15 protein-coding genes and 1 tRNA gene are annotated in these 15209 nt (G+C 60.7%); 7 read left to right on the top strand and 9 right to left on the bottom strand.

Going from position 1 to position 15209, the window contains the following annotated elements; genetic code table 11:
* Positions 1-12: 12 nt before the first annotated feature.
* Both ACIQWO_RS17780 and ACIQWO_RS17775 read right to left on the bottom strand, forming a co-directional pair.
* Positions 13-1041 carry a porin gene (locus ACIQWO_RS17780; protein WP_402826738.1) on the bottom strand — a complete coding sequence of 343 codons (1029 nt, stop codon included), beginning with the start codon at positions 1039-1041 and terminating at the stop codon, positions 13-15.
* Between the two features lie 124 nt (positions 1042-1165).
* Complete coding sequence (locus tag ACIQWO_RS17775; protein ID WP_402826736.1) at positions 1166-1483, bottom strand: c-type cytochrome; 318 nt, start codon at positions 1481-1483, stop codon at positions 1166-1168.
* A 344-nt stretch (positions 1484-1827) separates the two neighbouring features.
* On the opposite strand from ACIQWO_RS17775, the gene ACIQWO_RS17770 reads away from it, so the two are divergent.
* On the top strand, positions 1828-2169 hold the full coding sequence (locus ACIQWO_RS17770; protein WP_402826887.1) for a carboxymuconolactone decarboxylase family protein: 342 nt from the start codon (positions 1828-1830) through the stop codon (positions 2167-2169).
* Between the two features lie 89 nt (positions 2170-2258).
* Here the strand turns inward: ACIQWO_RS17770 and ACIQWO_RS17765 are convergent, their stop codons facing one another.
* Together ACIQWO_RS17765 and uraH are read right to left on the bottom strand one after the other, a co-directional pair.
* Positions 2259-2750 carry a DoxX family protein gene (locus ACIQWO_RS17765; protein WP_402826733.1) on the bottom strand — a complete coding sequence of 164 codons (492 nt, stop codon included), beginning with the start codon at positions 2748-2750 and terminating at the stop codon, positions 2259-2261.
* A gap of 314 nt (positions 2751-3064) precedes the next feature.
* Positions 3065-3475 carry a hydroxyisourate hydrolase gene (gene uraH / locus ACIQWO_RS17760; RefSeq protein WP_402826730.1) on the bottom strand — a complete coding sequence of 137 codons (411 nt, stop codon included), beginning with the start codon at positions 3473-3475 and terminating at the stop codon, positions 3065-3067.
* Positions 3476-3698: 223 nt separating this feature from the next.
* Here uraH and ACIQWO_RS17755 point away from each other — a divergent pair, with 223 nt between their 5' ends.
* Complete coding sequence (locus ACIQWO_RS17755) at positions 3699-3998, top strand: DUF3955 domain-containing protein (protein WP_402826727.1); 300 nt, start codon at positions 3699-3701, stop codon at positions 3996-3998.
* A gap of 28 nt (positions 3999-4026) precedes the next feature.
* Here the strand turns inward: ACIQWO_RS17755 and ACIQWO_RS17750 are convergent, their stop codons facing one another.
* Entirely contained in the window at positions 4027-4998 is a 972-nt protein-coding gene (locus ACIQWO_RS17750) for a LysR substrate-binding domain-containing protein (protein ID WP_402826724.1), read from the bottom strand.
* Positions 4999-5164: 166 nt separating this feature from the next.
* On the opposite strand from ACIQWO_RS17750, the gene ACIQWO_RS17745 reads away from it, so the two are divergent.
* Positions 5165-5863, top strand: a complete 699-nt coding sequence (locus ACIQWO_RS17745; RefSeq protein WP_402826721.1) for a pirin family protein — start codon at positions 5165-5167, stop codon at positions 5861-5863.
* A 58-nt stretch (positions 5864-5921) separates the two neighbouring features.
* A complete protein-coding gene (locus tag ACIQWO_RS17740; RefSeq protein WP_402826718.1) occupies positions 5922-6344 on the top strand; it encodes a DoxX family protein in 423 nt (140 codons plus the stop codon).
* Between the two features lie 245 nt (positions 6345-6589).
* Here ACIQWO_RS17740 and ACIQWO_RS17735 read toward each other — a convergent pair.
* The 4 genes from ACIQWO_RS17735 to acs all read right to left on the bottom strand — a co-directional run bounded on the left by ACIQWO_RS17735 (position 6590) and on the right by acs (position 11465).
* Positions 6590-6680: transfer RNA gene (locus ACIQWO_RS17735), tRNA-Ser, on the bottom strand.
* Between the two features lie 87 nt (positions 6681-6767).
* Positions 6768-8786: a sodium:solute symporter family protein gene (locus ACIQWO_RS17730; RefSeq protein WP_233328080.1), complete on the bottom strand. Its 2019-nt coding sequence runs from the start codon at positions 8784-8786 to the stop codon at positions 6768-6770.
* Entirely contained in the window at positions 8783-9202 is a 420-nt protein-coding gene (locus tag ACIQWO_RS17725) for a DUF4212 domain-containing protein (RefSeq protein ID WP_402826715.1), read from the bottom strand. The genes ACIQWO_RS17730 and ACIQWO_RS17725 overlap by 4 nt, the downstream gene beginning before the upstream one ends.
* Before the next feature lie 280 nt (positions 9203-9482).
* The gene (acs, locus tag ACIQWO_RS17720; RefSeq protein WP_402826712.1) at positions 9483-11465 is read right to left on the bottom strand and encodes an acetate--CoA ligase; all 1983 of its coding nucleotides are present in this window, start codon (positions 11463-11465) and stop codon (positions 9483-9485) included.
* Between the two features lie 325 nt (positions 11466-11790).
* On the opposite strand from acs, the gene ACIQWO_RS17715 reads away from it, so the two are divergent.
* The 3 genes from ACIQWO_RS17715 (at position 11791) to ACIQWO_RS17705 (ending at position 15031) form a co-directional block, all read left to right on the top strand.
* Positions 11791-12717, top strand: a complete 927-nt coding sequence (locus tag ACIQWO_RS17715; protein ID WP_402826884.1) for a DMT family transporter — start codon at positions 11791-11793, stop codon at positions 12715-12717.
* Between the two features lie 156 nt (positions 12718-12873).
* Positions 12874-13443, top strand: coding sequence for a TIGR00645 family protein (locus ACIQWO_RS17710; RefSeq protein ID WP_402826709.1), 570 nt, complete (start codon positions 12874-12876; stop codon positions 13441-13443).
* 64 nt (positions 13444-13507) lie between these two features.
* Positions 13508-15031: a fumarate hydratase gene (locus tag ACIQWO_RS17705; RefSeq protein WP_402826706.1), complete on the top strand. Its 1524-nt coding sequence runs from the start codon at positions 13508-13510 to the stop codon at positions 15029-15031.
* The last annotated feature ends 178 nt before the right edge of the window (positions 15032-15209 follow it).

The raw sequence follows: 15209 nt of genomic DNA, 5'->3' as shown, positions 1-15209 counted from the left end.
GAGCGGCTCCTGTCAGAACGCATGGCTGATGCCCAGCGCCACGGCGCTGGTGTTCTCGCCGGGCATCGGGACCATGTCGAACGCCAGCGCATAGCGGCTGTTGCCTCGGTTGTTGATGCGCGCGTAACTCGCATAGAGGCGCGTGCGTTTGGACAGGCTGTGTTCGATGCCGACGTACAGGCCTGTGGCGTCGCCGTTCGAACCACCGGCTTCGTTGCGATTGACGAGCGACACGACTAGCTCGTTTGCGGGGGTGATCGAATAGCGTCCGCCGATCTGCCAGTCGAAGCCTTGCTGCGACGGCTTGCCGGTTGTGTACACGCCGGAATAGCGATGCAGCGCCGCCGTGATCTTGTATTCGCCGCGAATCCAGTATTCGCCGACGAGCCAAACGTCCTGCATGCCCTCACCGGGACGCGCGTTGTTGAAGTTGTCGTAGACGACGGACGCGAACCACGGACCGGTCGAATAGCGTAGGCCGGTACTCGTCCCCTGCCCGCTCTTGGGGCGTTCGCCCGGCTGGAGGTTTTCGCCTTGCTTGCCGAGCGACAGCGACGAGATCACCTGAAAGCCCTGCCACTTCGGCGATTCGTACTTGACGGTGTTGTTCTCGAGCCAGCGCTCGTACGACGCGATGACGTTGGTGATGACGCTGTAGTTGCCGGTGTAGGTGGGATCGATGCGTCCGTAAGTGGTAGCAGACGTCACCCGCATGCGGCCGAGCAGGAATCGACCGAACTCGCCTTTGAGGGCGACGTAGGCGTCGCGTGCGGGTGGGACGGGGGTTGTGCCGTTGTTCACGCGCAAGCGCCATTCCAGAACGGCCTGCGCTTCGAGGGTGTCGGTGATCTTTTCGACGTCGCGAAAGACGAAGCGTGACGTCTGAAGTCCGCCGCTCTGAAGCCGTTGCGTCGTGGTGTTTTGTGCCCGGATCGACTCGACGTAGCTGTCGACGAAGCCGGACAAAGTCGGGCCGGTTTGCGCCCAGGATGCTCCCGCACACTGCGCCAACGCGAGTGCGGTGCAGGCCTTCTTGTACATGTCTCCTCCTGTGCGCCGGACGACGCGCCACGATGAATAGCGGTGCGTTTCAGGCGCAATGGCCCGGTGACGCCGTGGCGTCCCGGTGCTCGATATGGGGATATTTCGATGGCGGGGTCTGGCCTTACTTGTTGAGGCTCAGGACCCAGTGGGCGAAGCGCTCGGCTTCGTCGTCGGGGATGGCGTTCGCGGGCATGGGGATGTTCCCCCACTTACCGGTGCTGCCCTGGAGAATGCTCTTCTTGATCTTGGCGAGCGCATCCGGATCGTTGCGATAGGACGCCGCAATCTCACGGAACGACGGCCCGACCTTCTTGCTGGTCATGTCGTGACAGGCACGACACGTCTGCTCGCTGGCTGACGGTGCGGCCCAGACGCTGTGCGCCTGAACGGCGGCGGCTAGCGCGATGGCGATACTTAACGAAACCCGGGAAAACTTCATGGATACCTCGCAAATAAGCGATTCCCAGGGCCGAGGAATCGTGGTGGACTAAAGGAGTTTTTATGTATACATATTTATGTAAAAGAATACATTTAAACAATTCGGTGTACATGAAAGGTTTGGGATTGGTTATTCCAAGGGGTTATAGCGGGGGGATTCGTGGACAAGGCGTCGAGCGTGCGGGCGTCACGGGTCAGGGGTCTTTCCAAACGCTCACAGGTGTCGTGACAAATCTTCGCTTCATCCAGCCATTTGTTCCTGCTTCAATGAATTAGCGAACGACGTGCATCGCGATTTTGATGCCGTCGTTTCTTTCGTCTGTAATTCAATTGGAGTCGGTAGACATCATGAGCAACTGGCCAGAAACCCTTTCCCATCTGAAAAAAGCCGCTGGCACGCTGGCACAAGTTAACCCGCCGGTTGTGAAGGCCTTTCAGGCGTTGAACCAATCGCTCGATCAGGGCACGGCGTTGGACGCGAAGACGCGCGAACTGATCGCCCTTGCCGTTGCCGTCACGACGCGCTGCGAAGGGTGTATTTCGTCGCACGCCGCGGCGGCGCAAAAGCTGGGCGCGTCGCGTGAAGAAGTCGCTGAAGCACTAGGCACTGCAATTGCCCTGAACGCTGGCGCGGCCTTCGTCTATTCGACGAAGGCGCTCGAAGCGTACGATCAATTCGGTGGGTAAGTCGCGAACAAGCCGCTAAATGCAATGCGGGCCGATCCGTTGATCGGCCCGATGTTTGTCGGCGTTAGGGCGCTAGCTGGAAATCGTTGTTAGCGCTGGAAGAAACGTCGATCCAGCGAGTAAGCGCCGCCACCGCGCGCGACGATGTAAAACGCCAGCAACGCCATGAGGACCGGGTACTCAATCCCGCGATCGATCCACGGCCAGGTCGGTCCGAGTGCGTAACTGATCCCCACCATCTCCAGGACAAAGAGCAAAGCCACGGCACGCGTGAATAGACCCAGCGTGAGCATGATCGCGCCGACGGTCTCAAGCAGCATGACGAGAAATGCCAGTTGCGGCGCGAACGGTAGCCCCATCACGTTCTGGATAAGGTTGATCGAACCGGCCATCGGATCCGCCATCGAGCCATGCGATGCGCCTAGCACTTTGGGAAGACCGTGGGTGAACAGCACGATGCCGAAGGCGGTGCGCAGCAATGCATACAGCGCTGGCTCGCAGTGTTGGCAGATGCGTCGCCAAGCTGCAAACACCCCCAGCATGGGCGATGCGGTCTTTCGATTCGTCGCGTCGGTTGTCATCGTGATTTCCAATCTGGTCCGGTAAAGCGGAGTGTCCCTGTTTGGTCGCCGGGGATAAATCCCACGAATTTGGCTAGACAATTCAAATCGAGATAACAATCGGGCTCGGGACGCTGTGGTCTTGATGCGCTCGTCGCCGACGATGCCAGTAGCGCCGTAAACGCACAAAGGGCCTCCTTTTCGGGAAGCCCTTTTGTTTGTCGTCGGCGGAGCGAGAGGGAGTCGAAGCATGATCCAGACGCCCAAAGAAACCAACATGCGGAGCGCACACTATCCTGCACGGGGCATCAGACCTTCGCTCACCTTTCTAAAATTCAGTTGCCTCTGTAGGTCGCATAACCGAATTGACTTAGAAGCAAAGGAATGTGGTAGTGCTGGGTTGCATCTACGACACGGAACATCACCGGAATTTCCGGGAAAAACGTGTCCTGCTTCATCTTCCCAAAGTATTCCCCTGTTTTGAAGATCACGCGATATTCACCTTTGGTGAAGCGCTCGCCCTTCGGGAAAAGAGATCTGATTCGCCCCTGGGCATCGGTCTCGCCCGACGCAATTTTCTGCCACGCGCTTCCATTCATCCGCTCAAGCTCAACAACCACGCCAACAGGAGGCTTGCCGGTTTGCTGATCGAGGATATGCACACTAATAGGATTAACGTCCGCCAAGGCTACGCGGACTGGCAGTAGACAAAAAGCAAGAACAACGAAAATGCATTTTTTCAACATACGTTATCTCTCAATGGTCAAAAATTACATATACCGCGCTAGACCAACCGGCGGGTTAATGTGCGCGTCACTAATCGTACGTGCGATCAACTCACCAAAAAATAGGAAATTTCGCAAATTCTATGGTGCATTTGCCAAAGCAGAGCTATGCAATAGGCGATCCGTAAATCACGCCCCGCAACGTATGTAGAATGCGCCGTGTCGAGGCCAAGCCGGTGAACCTATGGTTCAGTTCGCATTACTTCTTGTTTCAGCGACGGCCCTCGTTGCGACGATCATCGCAGCGGTAAGAGATGTTGATCACCGCCGATATTGGACGGTCTGTGCATGCGTCATGCTCGCTGGATTCGCATGTTGGATCGCGTTCGCTGCAATCGGATCGGAGGTCGATGCGCAAGGTTTTTTGCGTGAGCCATTCGCACTGGTGCCAGTAGGGATGCTGATGGTAGTCATCGGTGTAATTGGCAGCTTGGTACGCGGAGCCGTGACGCTATATCGCCGCCAATCGCAGGGCACCAAATGATGAGGCTGCTCTGCGATCAGCGGATCGCTCAACGTGGGCCGACTGGCCTCTTCCGGGGAAGCTGCGCGTCGTAGTTCTCAGCGGTGTCGATGCCGTCAACACGCCCCAGACCGACGACCAGCGCGTCGAGTAGATGACGCACCGCTGGCACCATGCCGCGCCGCGTCGGGAAGATGGCGTGGACGAGTGCTGCAGGCGTCGACAGGTCCGGCAGGAGGTGGATCAGGCGCCCTGCCCGTATGTCGACGGTCACGAATTCCTTCGGGAGCAATGCCACACCGACGCCCGACATGACCGCTATGCGCAAGCTGGCCAAATCGTCCATCGCCAGTCGGGGCCTGTGAATGAGCGACGTCGACTGCCCGTTAGCGTCCGTTAGATGCCAAGTGTGGCGCTCATTCCTTTCTGTCATCGAGACTGTCGGCCAGTCACCTAGTGAGGCCAGGGACGCTGGCGCTGTGTGCTTTGCCGCGAGTGCCGGACTGGCCACGAGAATCAGCGTCGACCGTCCCAATTGGCGCACCGCGAGATCCGTGTCATCTAGCGGCGGCAGGCGCACACGAATCGCAAAATCCAGGCCCTCCTCGATCACGTCGACACGCCGGTTGGTCGCATCGACCAGCACCTGAACTTGCGGATTGTCCTGAACGTATTGGGAAACGATCGTCGCGATACCAAGACTCAGCAGGCCCAGCGGGCAACTGATGCGCACGGTGCCTTGCGGCTCGCTTCGCGTACGATCGATGAGTTCCTTGGCCGCTCGCGACTCCTCGACAAGCGCAAGGCAATGCCGATGGAACTGCCGACCAGTTTCCGTCAGCGACAGACTGCGGCTGGTCCGGTTGAGCAAGCGCACGCCGAGTTCTTCTTCCAGCGCACGTACGCGTCGACTCAGCTTCGACGTCTGAAGATCGAGGCTACGCGCGGCTGCCGTAAAACTGCCGCGCTCGACCACTTCGGCGAATAGCCGGAGGTCGTTCAGATCCGTAATCGCATCCATGGACTTGGGGGCGCCGCATTTGCGCCGATTGTTCTATTCAGGGCAATGATACTTTGCATTCTTGGATATATGCAGAAGATCGTTGCAGAAATAGCATGACGTTCATTCACTGATGCGATGGCTAGGGTTGTTGCGCGCTCAGGGCTTCCGAACCAAGGAGAATGACATGCTTACCCACAGACGTTGGGAATCGTTAGACGCCGCCGACCATGGCTGGCTTCGCGCGAGGTATCACTTCCAAGTCACCCCGTCAGGCAATCCTGCGCATCAGGCACTCGGCCCGCTCAAGGTCTGGAACGACGATGAGATTGCAGTAGACAGCGGATTTCCCTTTCACGGACATCGAGACATCGAGATCGTCACCTACGTTCGTCAGGGTGTGCTTGGGCATCGCGACACGCTGGGCTCGGAAGGCACGATCCACGCCGGCGATGTGCAGGTGATGAGTGCCGGCACTGGCATCCGCCATTCCGAATTCAACAAGGGGGACGTGCCGCTCAAGGTCTATCAGATCTGGTTGCAGCCACGTGAACTGGGTGGGCAACCGCGCTGGGCGACCAAGCCGTTTCCGGCGGATGCAGAGGCCGGACATTTCACGGTCTTGGCCAGTGGCTACGAAGATGATGACGGCGCGCTGCCGATCCGGGCAGATGCGCGTCTGCTCGGTGTAAAGCTGCGCGCTGGCGACGCGATTCACCATGAACTCGAACCGTCGGGACACGCATATCTCGTGGTCGCTGCCGGACGCATCGGCATCGATGGGGAACTTATGGGCCCACTGGATGGCGTGGCGATCACCGACGTCCGGAGTACGGAAATCCTTGCTTTTGAAGACGCAGAACTGGTCATGGTGGAGACCGGCTAAGCGTCATGTTGCCTCCTATCCCCACCAATTTTTTCTATTTATCTGTTTGGAGATTGTCATGGAACGCTACAAGTTTCTTCCGTTGCTCGGACGCATCCTGCTCGGTGCGCCATTTCTGATGGGCGGATTGGGCAAGCTCGGCGCTTATGCCGCGACGGTCGGTTACATCACGGCTGTCGGATTGCCCGTGCCGCCGCTAGCCTACGTCGTCTCGGTCATCGTTGAGGTCGGCGGCGGCTTGCTGCTGCTATCCGGTTATCGCGTTCGCCCGGCGGCATTGGTCCTCGCCATCTTCTCGCTCGCGACTGCCGTATTCTTTCATCGCAACTTCGCCGACCAGAACCAGATGATTCACTTTCTCAAGAACGTGATGATGGCCGGTGGCCTTCTTCAGATCATTTACTTTGGGGCGGGCGCGTTCAGCTTGGACTCGCTGCGAAAATCGGCGAGCGTTCGCGCCCCGGTGCCAAGCGCGTCTTGATCTGTGGCGGCTCGGACGTGCGCTGATTTTTCCTTCAAGCCGGTGAAGATGCGATTCCGGGCGCCTGGCGCCCTCGAAGTCGGGTCGACAATCTGGTTCCCGTCGCGCACCAATCGCGATAAGTTGAAAGCCGACTTTCTCGATTTGTAGTTGCTGCCTCTGTCATCGATGGCACGGCGCTTTTTATTCTTTAAACGACGTAAACGCACAAAGGGCCTCCCACTGGGAAGCCCTTTGTTTGTACTTGGCGGAGAGAGGGGGATTCGAACCCCCGATAGGCTATTAACCTATACACGCTTTCCAGGCGTGCGACTTAAACCGCTCATCCATCTCTCCTGAATGGTCGCGCATTATAGCAGGTCGGCGACAACATCTCACCCTCTTTCGTGAAATGCAGCGTCAAATTCCTTTGGACGCCCGTCGTTACGGGCGTCGGAGATGGTCCACAAGATGGCGGTCGCGCTCGCTCGGGCGGCCACCCAGCAGGCTGAACGCGATCGCAACCGCGAATCCCACTGGCACGCCAAACGCCCCCGCCGAGATCGGGTCGACGCCCCACCACCGGGTGCCCGCGAAGCCCGTCAGGCGGGTGAAGAACGGGTACGTCGTCATGATGTAGTACACACACACCAGCAACCCGCTGACCATCCCCGCCGTCGCGCCCAGACGCGTCGTCCGCTTCCAGAACACCCCCAGCACCAGCGCCGGGAACAGACACGACGCCGCCAACGAAAACGCCGCCCCAACCAAGAACAAAATATTCCCAAGCTTCAACGACGTCACATACGACGCAAACATCGCCACGCACAACAGCAATATCTTCGACGTCGTCACCCGCTTCTGACTCGACGCGTTCCGGTCCACCATGTGGAAGTAGACGTCGTGCGACAACGCGTTCGCAATCGTCAGCAACAGACCATCCGCCGTCGACAACACCGCTGCCAACGCCCCTGCCGCCACCAGCCCCGATATTACGTAAGGTAGCCCTGCAATCTCCGGTCCTGCCAGCACCAGCATGTCCGGCTGCATCCATATCTCCCCCCACTGCACCACACCGTCGCGGTAGACGTCCGAGATATCCAGTTGCACCGGCGTCGCGTGACGCCATTGCGTCACCCATCCCGGCAAGTTGTCGTAGCGCGCACCCACCAGATGCAGCAGCACGTCGTACTTGAGCATCACCGCCAACGCTGGCGCACTCACATACAACAAGGCGACGAAGAACAACGTCCAGCCCACCGAGCTACGCGCCCCCTGCACCGTCGCGGTGGTGCCGTAGCGCGTCAGGATGTGCGGCAAGCTCGCCGTCCCGATCATCAGACACACCATCAACAACAAGAAATTCAGACGCTGCGAGTTGCGCGTCGTGTCGTCACGCGCCGGAAACGGCTCCGTCATTGCTCTGGGTGGCTCACTACGCTCGACGTACTGGTTGCGCATCTCCAGCCACTGGTTCTGCGCCTCGCCCACATCCCGCGGAAACGCCTCCAGCTTCGCTTCTAGCACCTTCACGTCCCGCAGCGGCCCGTTGCGACGCTTCGTGTCCAGCAACTGCCGCTCCAACTCCGCCCGCTCGCTGAAGAACGTATCCGGCAATCCATCCAGCCGACGCTGCATCTGCTCCGCCTGCTCACGGTAGTAGTCGCGCACCTCTCGCTCCGGCACAGAATTGCGCAACTCCTTTTCCAGCACCTCGACCTTCGCTAGCGCCTCGCCGTAGCTGAACTGCGGGAACCAGCCGTTGCCCGTCTGATGGCCGATCATCGCCGTCGGCACCAGGAACGCCGTAATCATGATGATGTACTGCGCGACCTGCGTCCAAGTCACAGCACGCATGCCGCCCAGGAACGAGCAGACGAGAATGCCCGCCAGCCCGAAGAAAATCCCGATCGTGAACTCGACACCGATGAAGCGCGACGCGATCAGCCCCACGCCCTGAATCTGCGCGACGAGATACACGAACGAACACAGAATCGTCGAGAAAACGCCCAACGCACGCACGAGATTGCTGTCGTATCGCGTGCCCAGGAAGTCAGGCACCGTGTAACGCCCCATCTTGCGCAAGTACGGTGCAAGCAGGAACGCCACCAGACAGTACCCGCCCGTCCATCCCATGACGTAAGCGAGGCCGTCGTATCCGGAGACGTAAAGCGAGCCCGCCAGCCCCATGAACGACGCGGCGCTCATCCAGTCGGCGGCGCACGCCATGCCATTGAACATCGGCGGCACGCGACGTCCGGCGACGTAATACTCGGCTGCGTCGGACGTGCGAGAGATAAGACCGATCACCGCGTACACGGCAATCGTCACGAAAAGGAAGGCGTAGCCGATCCACACGCCCGGGCCGTTGACGCGCTCAAGCAAGCCGATCATCAGCACGAACGCGAGAAATCCCGCCGTGTAATACAAGTAGTAGCGCAGCAACCTGCGCGTGAAACTCATCGGTAGGTTTGCGCCGAAGCGGCGCGAGAAGAAGCACTGCCTGCGCTACGTGATGTGGCGGGCGCCATCGCAGGGTCCAGCGCATCGTCCGCAAGCCCGAGGCTCTTGCGGCGCTCCTGACGCAATCGCATCAACGCGTCGCGATAGCGCGCGTCGTTACGTCGCTGCATCAGCGCGTAGAAGGCGATAAGACCGATGTCGATCAGGATCGAGCCCTGCGCCCCCATGTAGAACGGCAACGGCCATCCCGCGATTCGCACCGACGCCCACTCACGCGCCCAGAACTGAGGGACGAACGTCACCACGAAGCCAATCGCCATTAGCACCGCCACAAGCCACAACGTCCGACGCCAATGACGCGCCGCAATTGCGGCCGCTTCGCCATGCCAGTCGATGTCGATTTCAGCAGAGGACAAGGGGAGTGAGCCGACGGAATTGTGATTTGAATCGGACGAACGGGATTGCGTTTCGCGCCCGTCAGCGTCAATCGTCCCGGATGACACGAACGACGTATGATCAGGATTCGCGCCGCCATCGGATAACGGGCTCGCCCCCAACAACGAACGCGGCCTGCCCTCCGACGTGACATCAGAGGGCAGGCTGCCGACCTCGTCGGCCGTCGGCGCAACAGCGTTGCCGTGCGCGCCAGGCCGCGAGCGTTTCGTCATTGCAGGCGCAGCGGAATCGAACCCGCGCTTACTGCGCTTGCTTCAGCTGGTCCAGAATGGCCGGATTTTCGAGCGTCGACGTGTCCTGCGTGATCTCTTCGCCCTTCGCGATCACACGCAGCAAACGACGCATGATCTTGCCCGAGCGCGTCTTCGGCAGGTTGTCGCCGAAACGGATGTCCTTCGGCTTGGCGATCGGACCGATTTCCTTGCCCACCCAGTTACGCAGCTCCAACGCCAGTTGCTTCGCTTCGTCACCGGTCGGACGCGAACGCTTGAGCACCACGAACGCGACAATCGCCTCGCCCGTCGTATCGTCCGGACGTCCCACCACCGCAGCCTCCGCCACGATCGGGTTCGCTACCAGCGCCGACTCGATTTCCATCGTGCCCATGCGGTGACCCGAGACGTTCAGCACGTCGTCGATACGGCCCATGATCGTGAAGTAGCCGGTCTTCGCGTCGCGAATCGAACCGTCACCCGCCAGATAAATCTTGCCGCCCAGCTCCTGAGGGAAGTAGCTCGACTTGTAACGCTCCGGGTCGCCCCAGATCGTACGAATCATCGACGGCCACGGACGCTTGATCACCAGCATCCCGCCCTGACCGTTCGGCACGTCCTGACCGGTTTCATCGACGATGGCCACCGCAACCCCCGGCAGTCCCAGCGTGCACGAACCCGGCACCAGCGGCGTTGCACCCGGCAACGGCGTGATCACATGACCGCCCGTCTCCGTCTGCCACCACGTGTCGACGATGGGGCAACGACCGCGACCGACGTTCTCGTAGTACCACATCCAAGCTTCCGGATTGATCGGCTCGCCGACCGACCCGAGAATGCGCAGCGACGACAGGTCGTACTTCTTCGGATGCACTTCCGGCGTCTGCTCCGCCGCCTTGATCAGCGAACGGATGGCCGTCGGCGCGGTGTAGAACACCGTCACCTTGTGACGATCGATCATTTCCCAGAAACGGCCAGCGTTCGGATACGTCGGCACGCCCTCGAACACGACCTGCGTCGCGCCCACCGCCAGCGGGCCGTACGCGATGTACGTGTGACCGGTGATCCACCCGATGTCGGCCGTGCACCAGAAGATGTCGTCCGGCTTCATGTCGAACGTCCACTGCATTGTGAGCGACGCCCACAGCAGATAGCCGCCGGTGCTGTGCTGAACGCCCTTCGGCTTGCCCGTCGAGCCCGACGTGTAGAGGATGAACAGCGGATGCTCAGCGCTCACCCACTCCGGCTCGCACTGGTCCGATTGCGTGGCGACGAGGTCTTGCAGCACTTCGTCGCGACCGGCTTGCATGGCGACGTTACCGCCCGTGCGACGGTAGACGATCACCGACTTCACATGATCGCAGCCGCCCATTGCCAGAGCTTCGTCGACGATGGCCTTCAGGGGCAGCGCCTTGCCGCCGCGCATTTGCTCATCAGCAGTGACGATAGCGACTGCGCCTGCGTCGATCACGCGCTCGTTGAGGGACTTGGCCGAGAAGCCGCCGAACACGACCGAGTGCGTAGCACCGATGCGGGCGCACGCCTGCATCGCGACCACGCCTTCAATCGACATCGGCATGTAAATGACCACGCGGTCACCCTTTTTCACGCCACGGGCTTTGAGCGCGTTCGCAAAGCGGTTCACGCGCGCAAGCAGATCACGATAGGTGACGGGGGTCACCGTGCCGTCGTCGGCTTCGAAAAGGATGGCGGGTTTGTCGCCCAGGCCCGCCTCGATCTGGCGGTCCAGGCAGTTGTAGGAAGCGTTGATCTGACCGTCTTCGAACCACGTGTAGAACGGGGCGTTGGTCTCGTCGAGGACTTTGGTGAACGGCTTGTGCCAGGCCAGATTCTCACGCGCCTGACGCGCCCAGAATCCCTCGTAATCCTTCTCGGCCTCGGCGCACAGCGCCTCATAGGCTGGCATGCCGGAAATGTTCGCTTTGGCGACCAGCGCCTGCGGCGGCGCGAAAACGCGCTGCTCCTGCAATACCGATTCAATTGCTGCCATGAGTTGTCCCCTCTTATGGATATGCAAATACGATTGCAATCAAGCCAAAACACATCGCTAACGTCATCTAACGTCACATTAAGACGAGCGACTTACTAACGCCTTACACTGGTGCATTCGACTCCCGTGCCTTGCGTGCGGGACTCACGCAAAACGCGTTGTCGCAGTGCAGCAAAGTGTGGCGTAATCGCTACAATCCTACGCTTATCACCCTCGTCCCGCCACCCCGGAATCGCCCGGAGCGCCCGTGAATTCGACATCTACGCCTCAAACGACTAGTCCCAACCCCGCGGCCACGCACGCCGCACCGACCGGCACCGACCGCCTGTTTGCCCGCTTTCCGAGTTTCGCGCTGGCGCTGGCGATGACGTTCGTCGGCACCAATGTCGGGATCGGCAAGACGATGGTCGCCGTCATGCCGGTGGCCGCCTTTGCGCTCTGGCGCTTCGTGATCGCCATCATTGCGCTAGCCCCGCGCTATCGACCGTCGGCCATGCGACGCGTGACCCGCAGTCAATGGGGCCATCTCTTCGTGCAGACGTTCTTCGGCACGTTCCTCTTCACGTTACTCATGCTCTACGGCGTGCGCATGACGACGGCCACCGCCGCTGGAGTCATCACCGCGACGCTGCCCGCCTGCGTCGCGCTGCTGTCATGGGCCGTGCTGCGCGAACACCCGTCGCGACGTACGCTCATCAGCATCGCGCTGGCGATTGCCGGGGTGGCGCTGCTCAACGCCTCGCGCGGCGACGCCCACGGTGCGGGCGGGGCCGACGCCAGCAGCGGCGCATGGCTGGGTAACGCGCTGGTGCTGGGGGCCGTGGTCTGCGAAGCGATCTACGTGATCGTCTCGAAGCGCCTTGCGGCGGAACTCTCGGCCATCGACATCTGCGCCTATACGCATCTGATCGGCGGCGCGTTGATGCTGCCGCTGGGCATCGTCGGGTTGATGGCGGTGGACTACTCGGCCCTCACGCCTGGTCACTGGGCGCTCATCGTCTGGTACGGGCTCGCCGCGAGCGTCTTCTCGTTCTTCCTGTGGATGCGCGGGATTCGCCACGTTAGCGCACAGCTTGCGGGGGTCTTCACGGCGATGGTGCCGGTCGCAGCCACCGCCTATGGCGTGATATTTCTGGGCGAACGGCTGTCCGTCGCCCAGGGCAGTGCGCTGGCGCTAACGGTCGCGGGGATCGTGCTCGCGGCGCTGCCGTCCGCCGGATCGCGAAAGACGCTATTGCCAGCCCGGGACTGAATCGGACGCGGCGCCCTCGCCAAGACGTTGTAAAATGCCGCCCATGACGGATGGCGCGCCGCGCTATCCGTGCCAGTGCACTTTGCTTGCGATTTGCTTAACCGATAACTAAAGCCCGCGTCACGAGGCGCAGGTCTACACCCCGTCAAAATAGCCATGTCGACTCCCGGCCGCCCGTCCGATGCGCCGCCGCGCACCGCTCGTCCGATGCGTCCCCTGCCCCGCGTCATCTTCTTCAGTCGCTGGCTGCAACTGCCGCTGTACCTCGGGCTGATCGCCGCGCAAGGCGTCTACGTCTACAAATTCCTCGTCGAGCTGTTCCACCTGGTGACGCACGCCGCGACCTTCGACGAAACGCAGATCATGCTCGTCGTACTCGGTCTGATCGACGTGGTGATGATCTCGAACCTGCTTATCATGGTGATCATCGGCGGCTATGAGACCTTCGTCTCGCGCCTCGGTGTGGAAGGCCACCCCGACGAGCCCGAATGGCTCGACCACGTGAATGCCGGTGTCCTCAAGGTGAAGCTGTCGATGGCGCTCATCAGCATCTCGTCGATTCATCTGCTCAAGACGTTCATCGATGCGTCCCAGCAAACGCCGCACACCATCATGTGGCAAGTGATCATCCACTGCGCTTTCCTGCTTTCCGCCGTGGTCATGGCCTACGTCAACAAGATGACGAACGACAGCCATGCGCCCGCGTATGCGTCCGCACAGCATTGAACAGCATTCAGCCGTAGCAAGTCAGTACAAAAAAACCAGTCCCCACTAAGTCGAGAGCCGTTTCATGTCTACCGTCATTAAAGAAGACGACGTCATTCAGAGCGTCGCCGGTGCCCTGCAGTACATCAGCTACTACCATCCGGACGATTACATCCAGGCACTGGGTCTCGCCTACGAGGCCGAAGAAAGCCCGGCCGCCAAGGACGCCATCGCGCAGATCCTGACCAACAGCCGCATGTGCGCCGAAGGCCGCCGTCCGCTGTGCCAGGACACCGGCATCGTGACCGTGTTCGTGAAGGTCGGCATGAACGTGCCCTGGGACGCCAAGCGCAGCCTCACCGACATGATCAACGAAGGCGTGCGTCAGGCTTACATGCACCCGGACAATGTGCTGCGCGCCTCGATCGTCGCGCCGCCGGAAGCCGGTCGCAAGAACACGAAGGACAACACGCCCGCCGTCATCCACTACGAAATCGTGGAAGGCGACAAGGTCGACATCACGGTCGCAGCCAAGGGCGGCGGCTCGGAGAACAAGTCGAAGTTCGTGATGCTCAACCCGTCCGACTCGATCGTCGACTGGGTCGTGAAGACGGTCCCGACGATGGGCGCCGGCTGGTGCCCCCCGGGCATGCTCGGCATCGGTATCGGCGGCACGGCCGAGAAGGCCATGGTCCTCGCGAAGGAATCGCTGATGGACCCGATCGATATCCATGACGTGATCAAGCGCGGTCCGCAGAACTGGAACGAAGAGCTGCGTATCGAGCTGTTCGAGAAGGTCAACGCTCTGGGCATCGGCGCGCAGGGCCTCGGCGGTCTGGCCACCGTGCTCGACGTCAAGATCCTCGACTACCCGACGCACGCCGCGTCCAAGCCGGTCGCCATGATCCCGAACTGCGCAGCGACGCGTCACGCGCACTTCACGCTGGACGGCTCGGGCCCGTCGTTCCTCGCAGCGCCGTCGCTCGACGCCTGGCCGAACGTCCACTGGGCACCGAACACGGAAACCAGCAAGCGCGTCGATCTGGACACGCTCACGCCGGAAGAAATCACGAGCTGGAAGCCGGGTCAGACCCTGCTGCTCTCGGGCAAGATGCTCACGGGCCGCGACGCCGCACACAAGCGCATCGCCGATATGGTCGCCAAGGGCGAACCGCTGCCGGTGGACTTCAAGGGCCGTGCGATTTATTACGTCGGCCCGGTCGATCCGGTGCGCGACGAAGTCGTTGGCCCGGCAGGCCCGACCACGTCGACCCGCATGGACAAGTTCTCCGATCTGATGCTCGGCAAGCTCGGCCTGTCGGTGATGATCGGCAAGTCGGAACGCGGCCCGGCAGCGATTGAAGCCATCAAGAAGCAAAAGGCCGCCTATCTGATGGCCGTCGGTGGTGCCGCCTACCTCGTGTCGAAGGCGATTCGCGGCGCACGCGTGCTGGCCTTCGAAGACCTCGGCATGGAAGCCATCTATGAGTTCGACGTCAAGGACATGCCAGTGACGGTGGCCGTCGATTCGACCGGTGTCTCCGTGCACCAGACCGGTCCGAAGGAATGGCAGGCCAAGATCGGCAAGATTCCGGTCGCGGCTGAGTAAGTCTGGCTAAGTCTGACGTCACGTCAGCTAGTTGAGAAAGCCCGGATTCGTCCGGGCTTTTTTTCGTCTTCCGTCGGGTGGTCGACTGCGGTTGAGACGGTGAAAAATGTCACGGAAGCGAGCGAGAATAACTCGCATTACCATTCACGAAAAGCCTTGTGGGGCTTGGCTTTCCGCG

The organism is Pandoraea sp. NPDC090278, assembly GCF_044772185.1.
Lineage (GTDB): Bacteria > Pseudomonadota > Gammaproteobacteria > Burkholderiales > Burkholderiaceae > Pandoraea.
The sequence above is the reverse complement of the archived record's forward strand: the minus strand, read 5'-3'. Positions and strand labels throughout refer to the sequence as shown.

Coding starts and splice junctions, on each gene's coding strand:
- ACIQWO_RS17780 (WP_402826738.1), bottom strand. CDS start 1,041: ATGTACAAGAAGGCCTGCACCGCACTCGCGTTGGCGCAGTGTGCGGGA.
- ACIQWO_RS17775 (WP_402826736.1), bottom strand. CDS start 1,483: ATGAAGTTTTCCCGGGTTTCGTTAAGTATCGCCATCGCGCTAGCCGCC.
- ACIQWO_RS17765 (WP_402826733.1), bottom strand. CDS start 2,750: ATGACAACCGACGCGACGAATCGAAAGACCGCATCGCCCATGCTGGGG.
- uraH (WP_402826730.1), bottom strand. CDS start 3,475: ATGTTGAAAAAATGCATTTTCGTTGTTCTTGCTTTTTGTCTACTGCCA.
- ACIQWO_RS17755 (WP_402826727.1), top strand. CDS start 3,699: ATGGTTCAGTTCGCATTACTTCTTGTTTCAGCGACGGCCCTCGTTGCG.
- ACIQWO_RS17750 (WP_402826724.1), bottom strand. CDS start 4,998: ATGGATGCGATTACGGATCTGAACGACCTCCGGCTATTCGCCGAAGTG.
- ACIQWO_RS17745 (WP_402826721.1), top strand. CDS start 5,165: ATGCTTACCCACAGACGTTGGGAATCGTTAGACGCCGCCGACCATGGC.
- ACIQWO_RS17740 (WP_402826718.1), top strand. CDS start 5,922: ATGGAACGCTACAAGTTTCTTCCGTTGCTCGGACGCATCCTGCTCGGT.
- ACIQWO_RS17730 (WP_233328080.1), bottom strand. CDS start 8,786: ATGAGTTTCACGCGCAGGTTGCTGCGCTACTACTTGTATTACACGGCG.
- acs (WP_402826712.1), bottom strand. CDS start 11,465: ATGGCAGCAATTGAATCGGTATTGCAGGAGCAGCGCGTTTTCGCGCCG.
- ACIQWO_RS17710 (WP_402826709.1), top strand. CDS start 12,874: ATGTCGACTCCCGGCCGCCCGTCCGATGCGCCGCCGCGCACCGCTCGT.
- ACIQWO_RS17705 (WP_402826706.1), top strand. CDS start 13,508: ATGTCTACCGTCATTAAAGAAGACGACGTCATTCAGAGCGTCGCCGGT.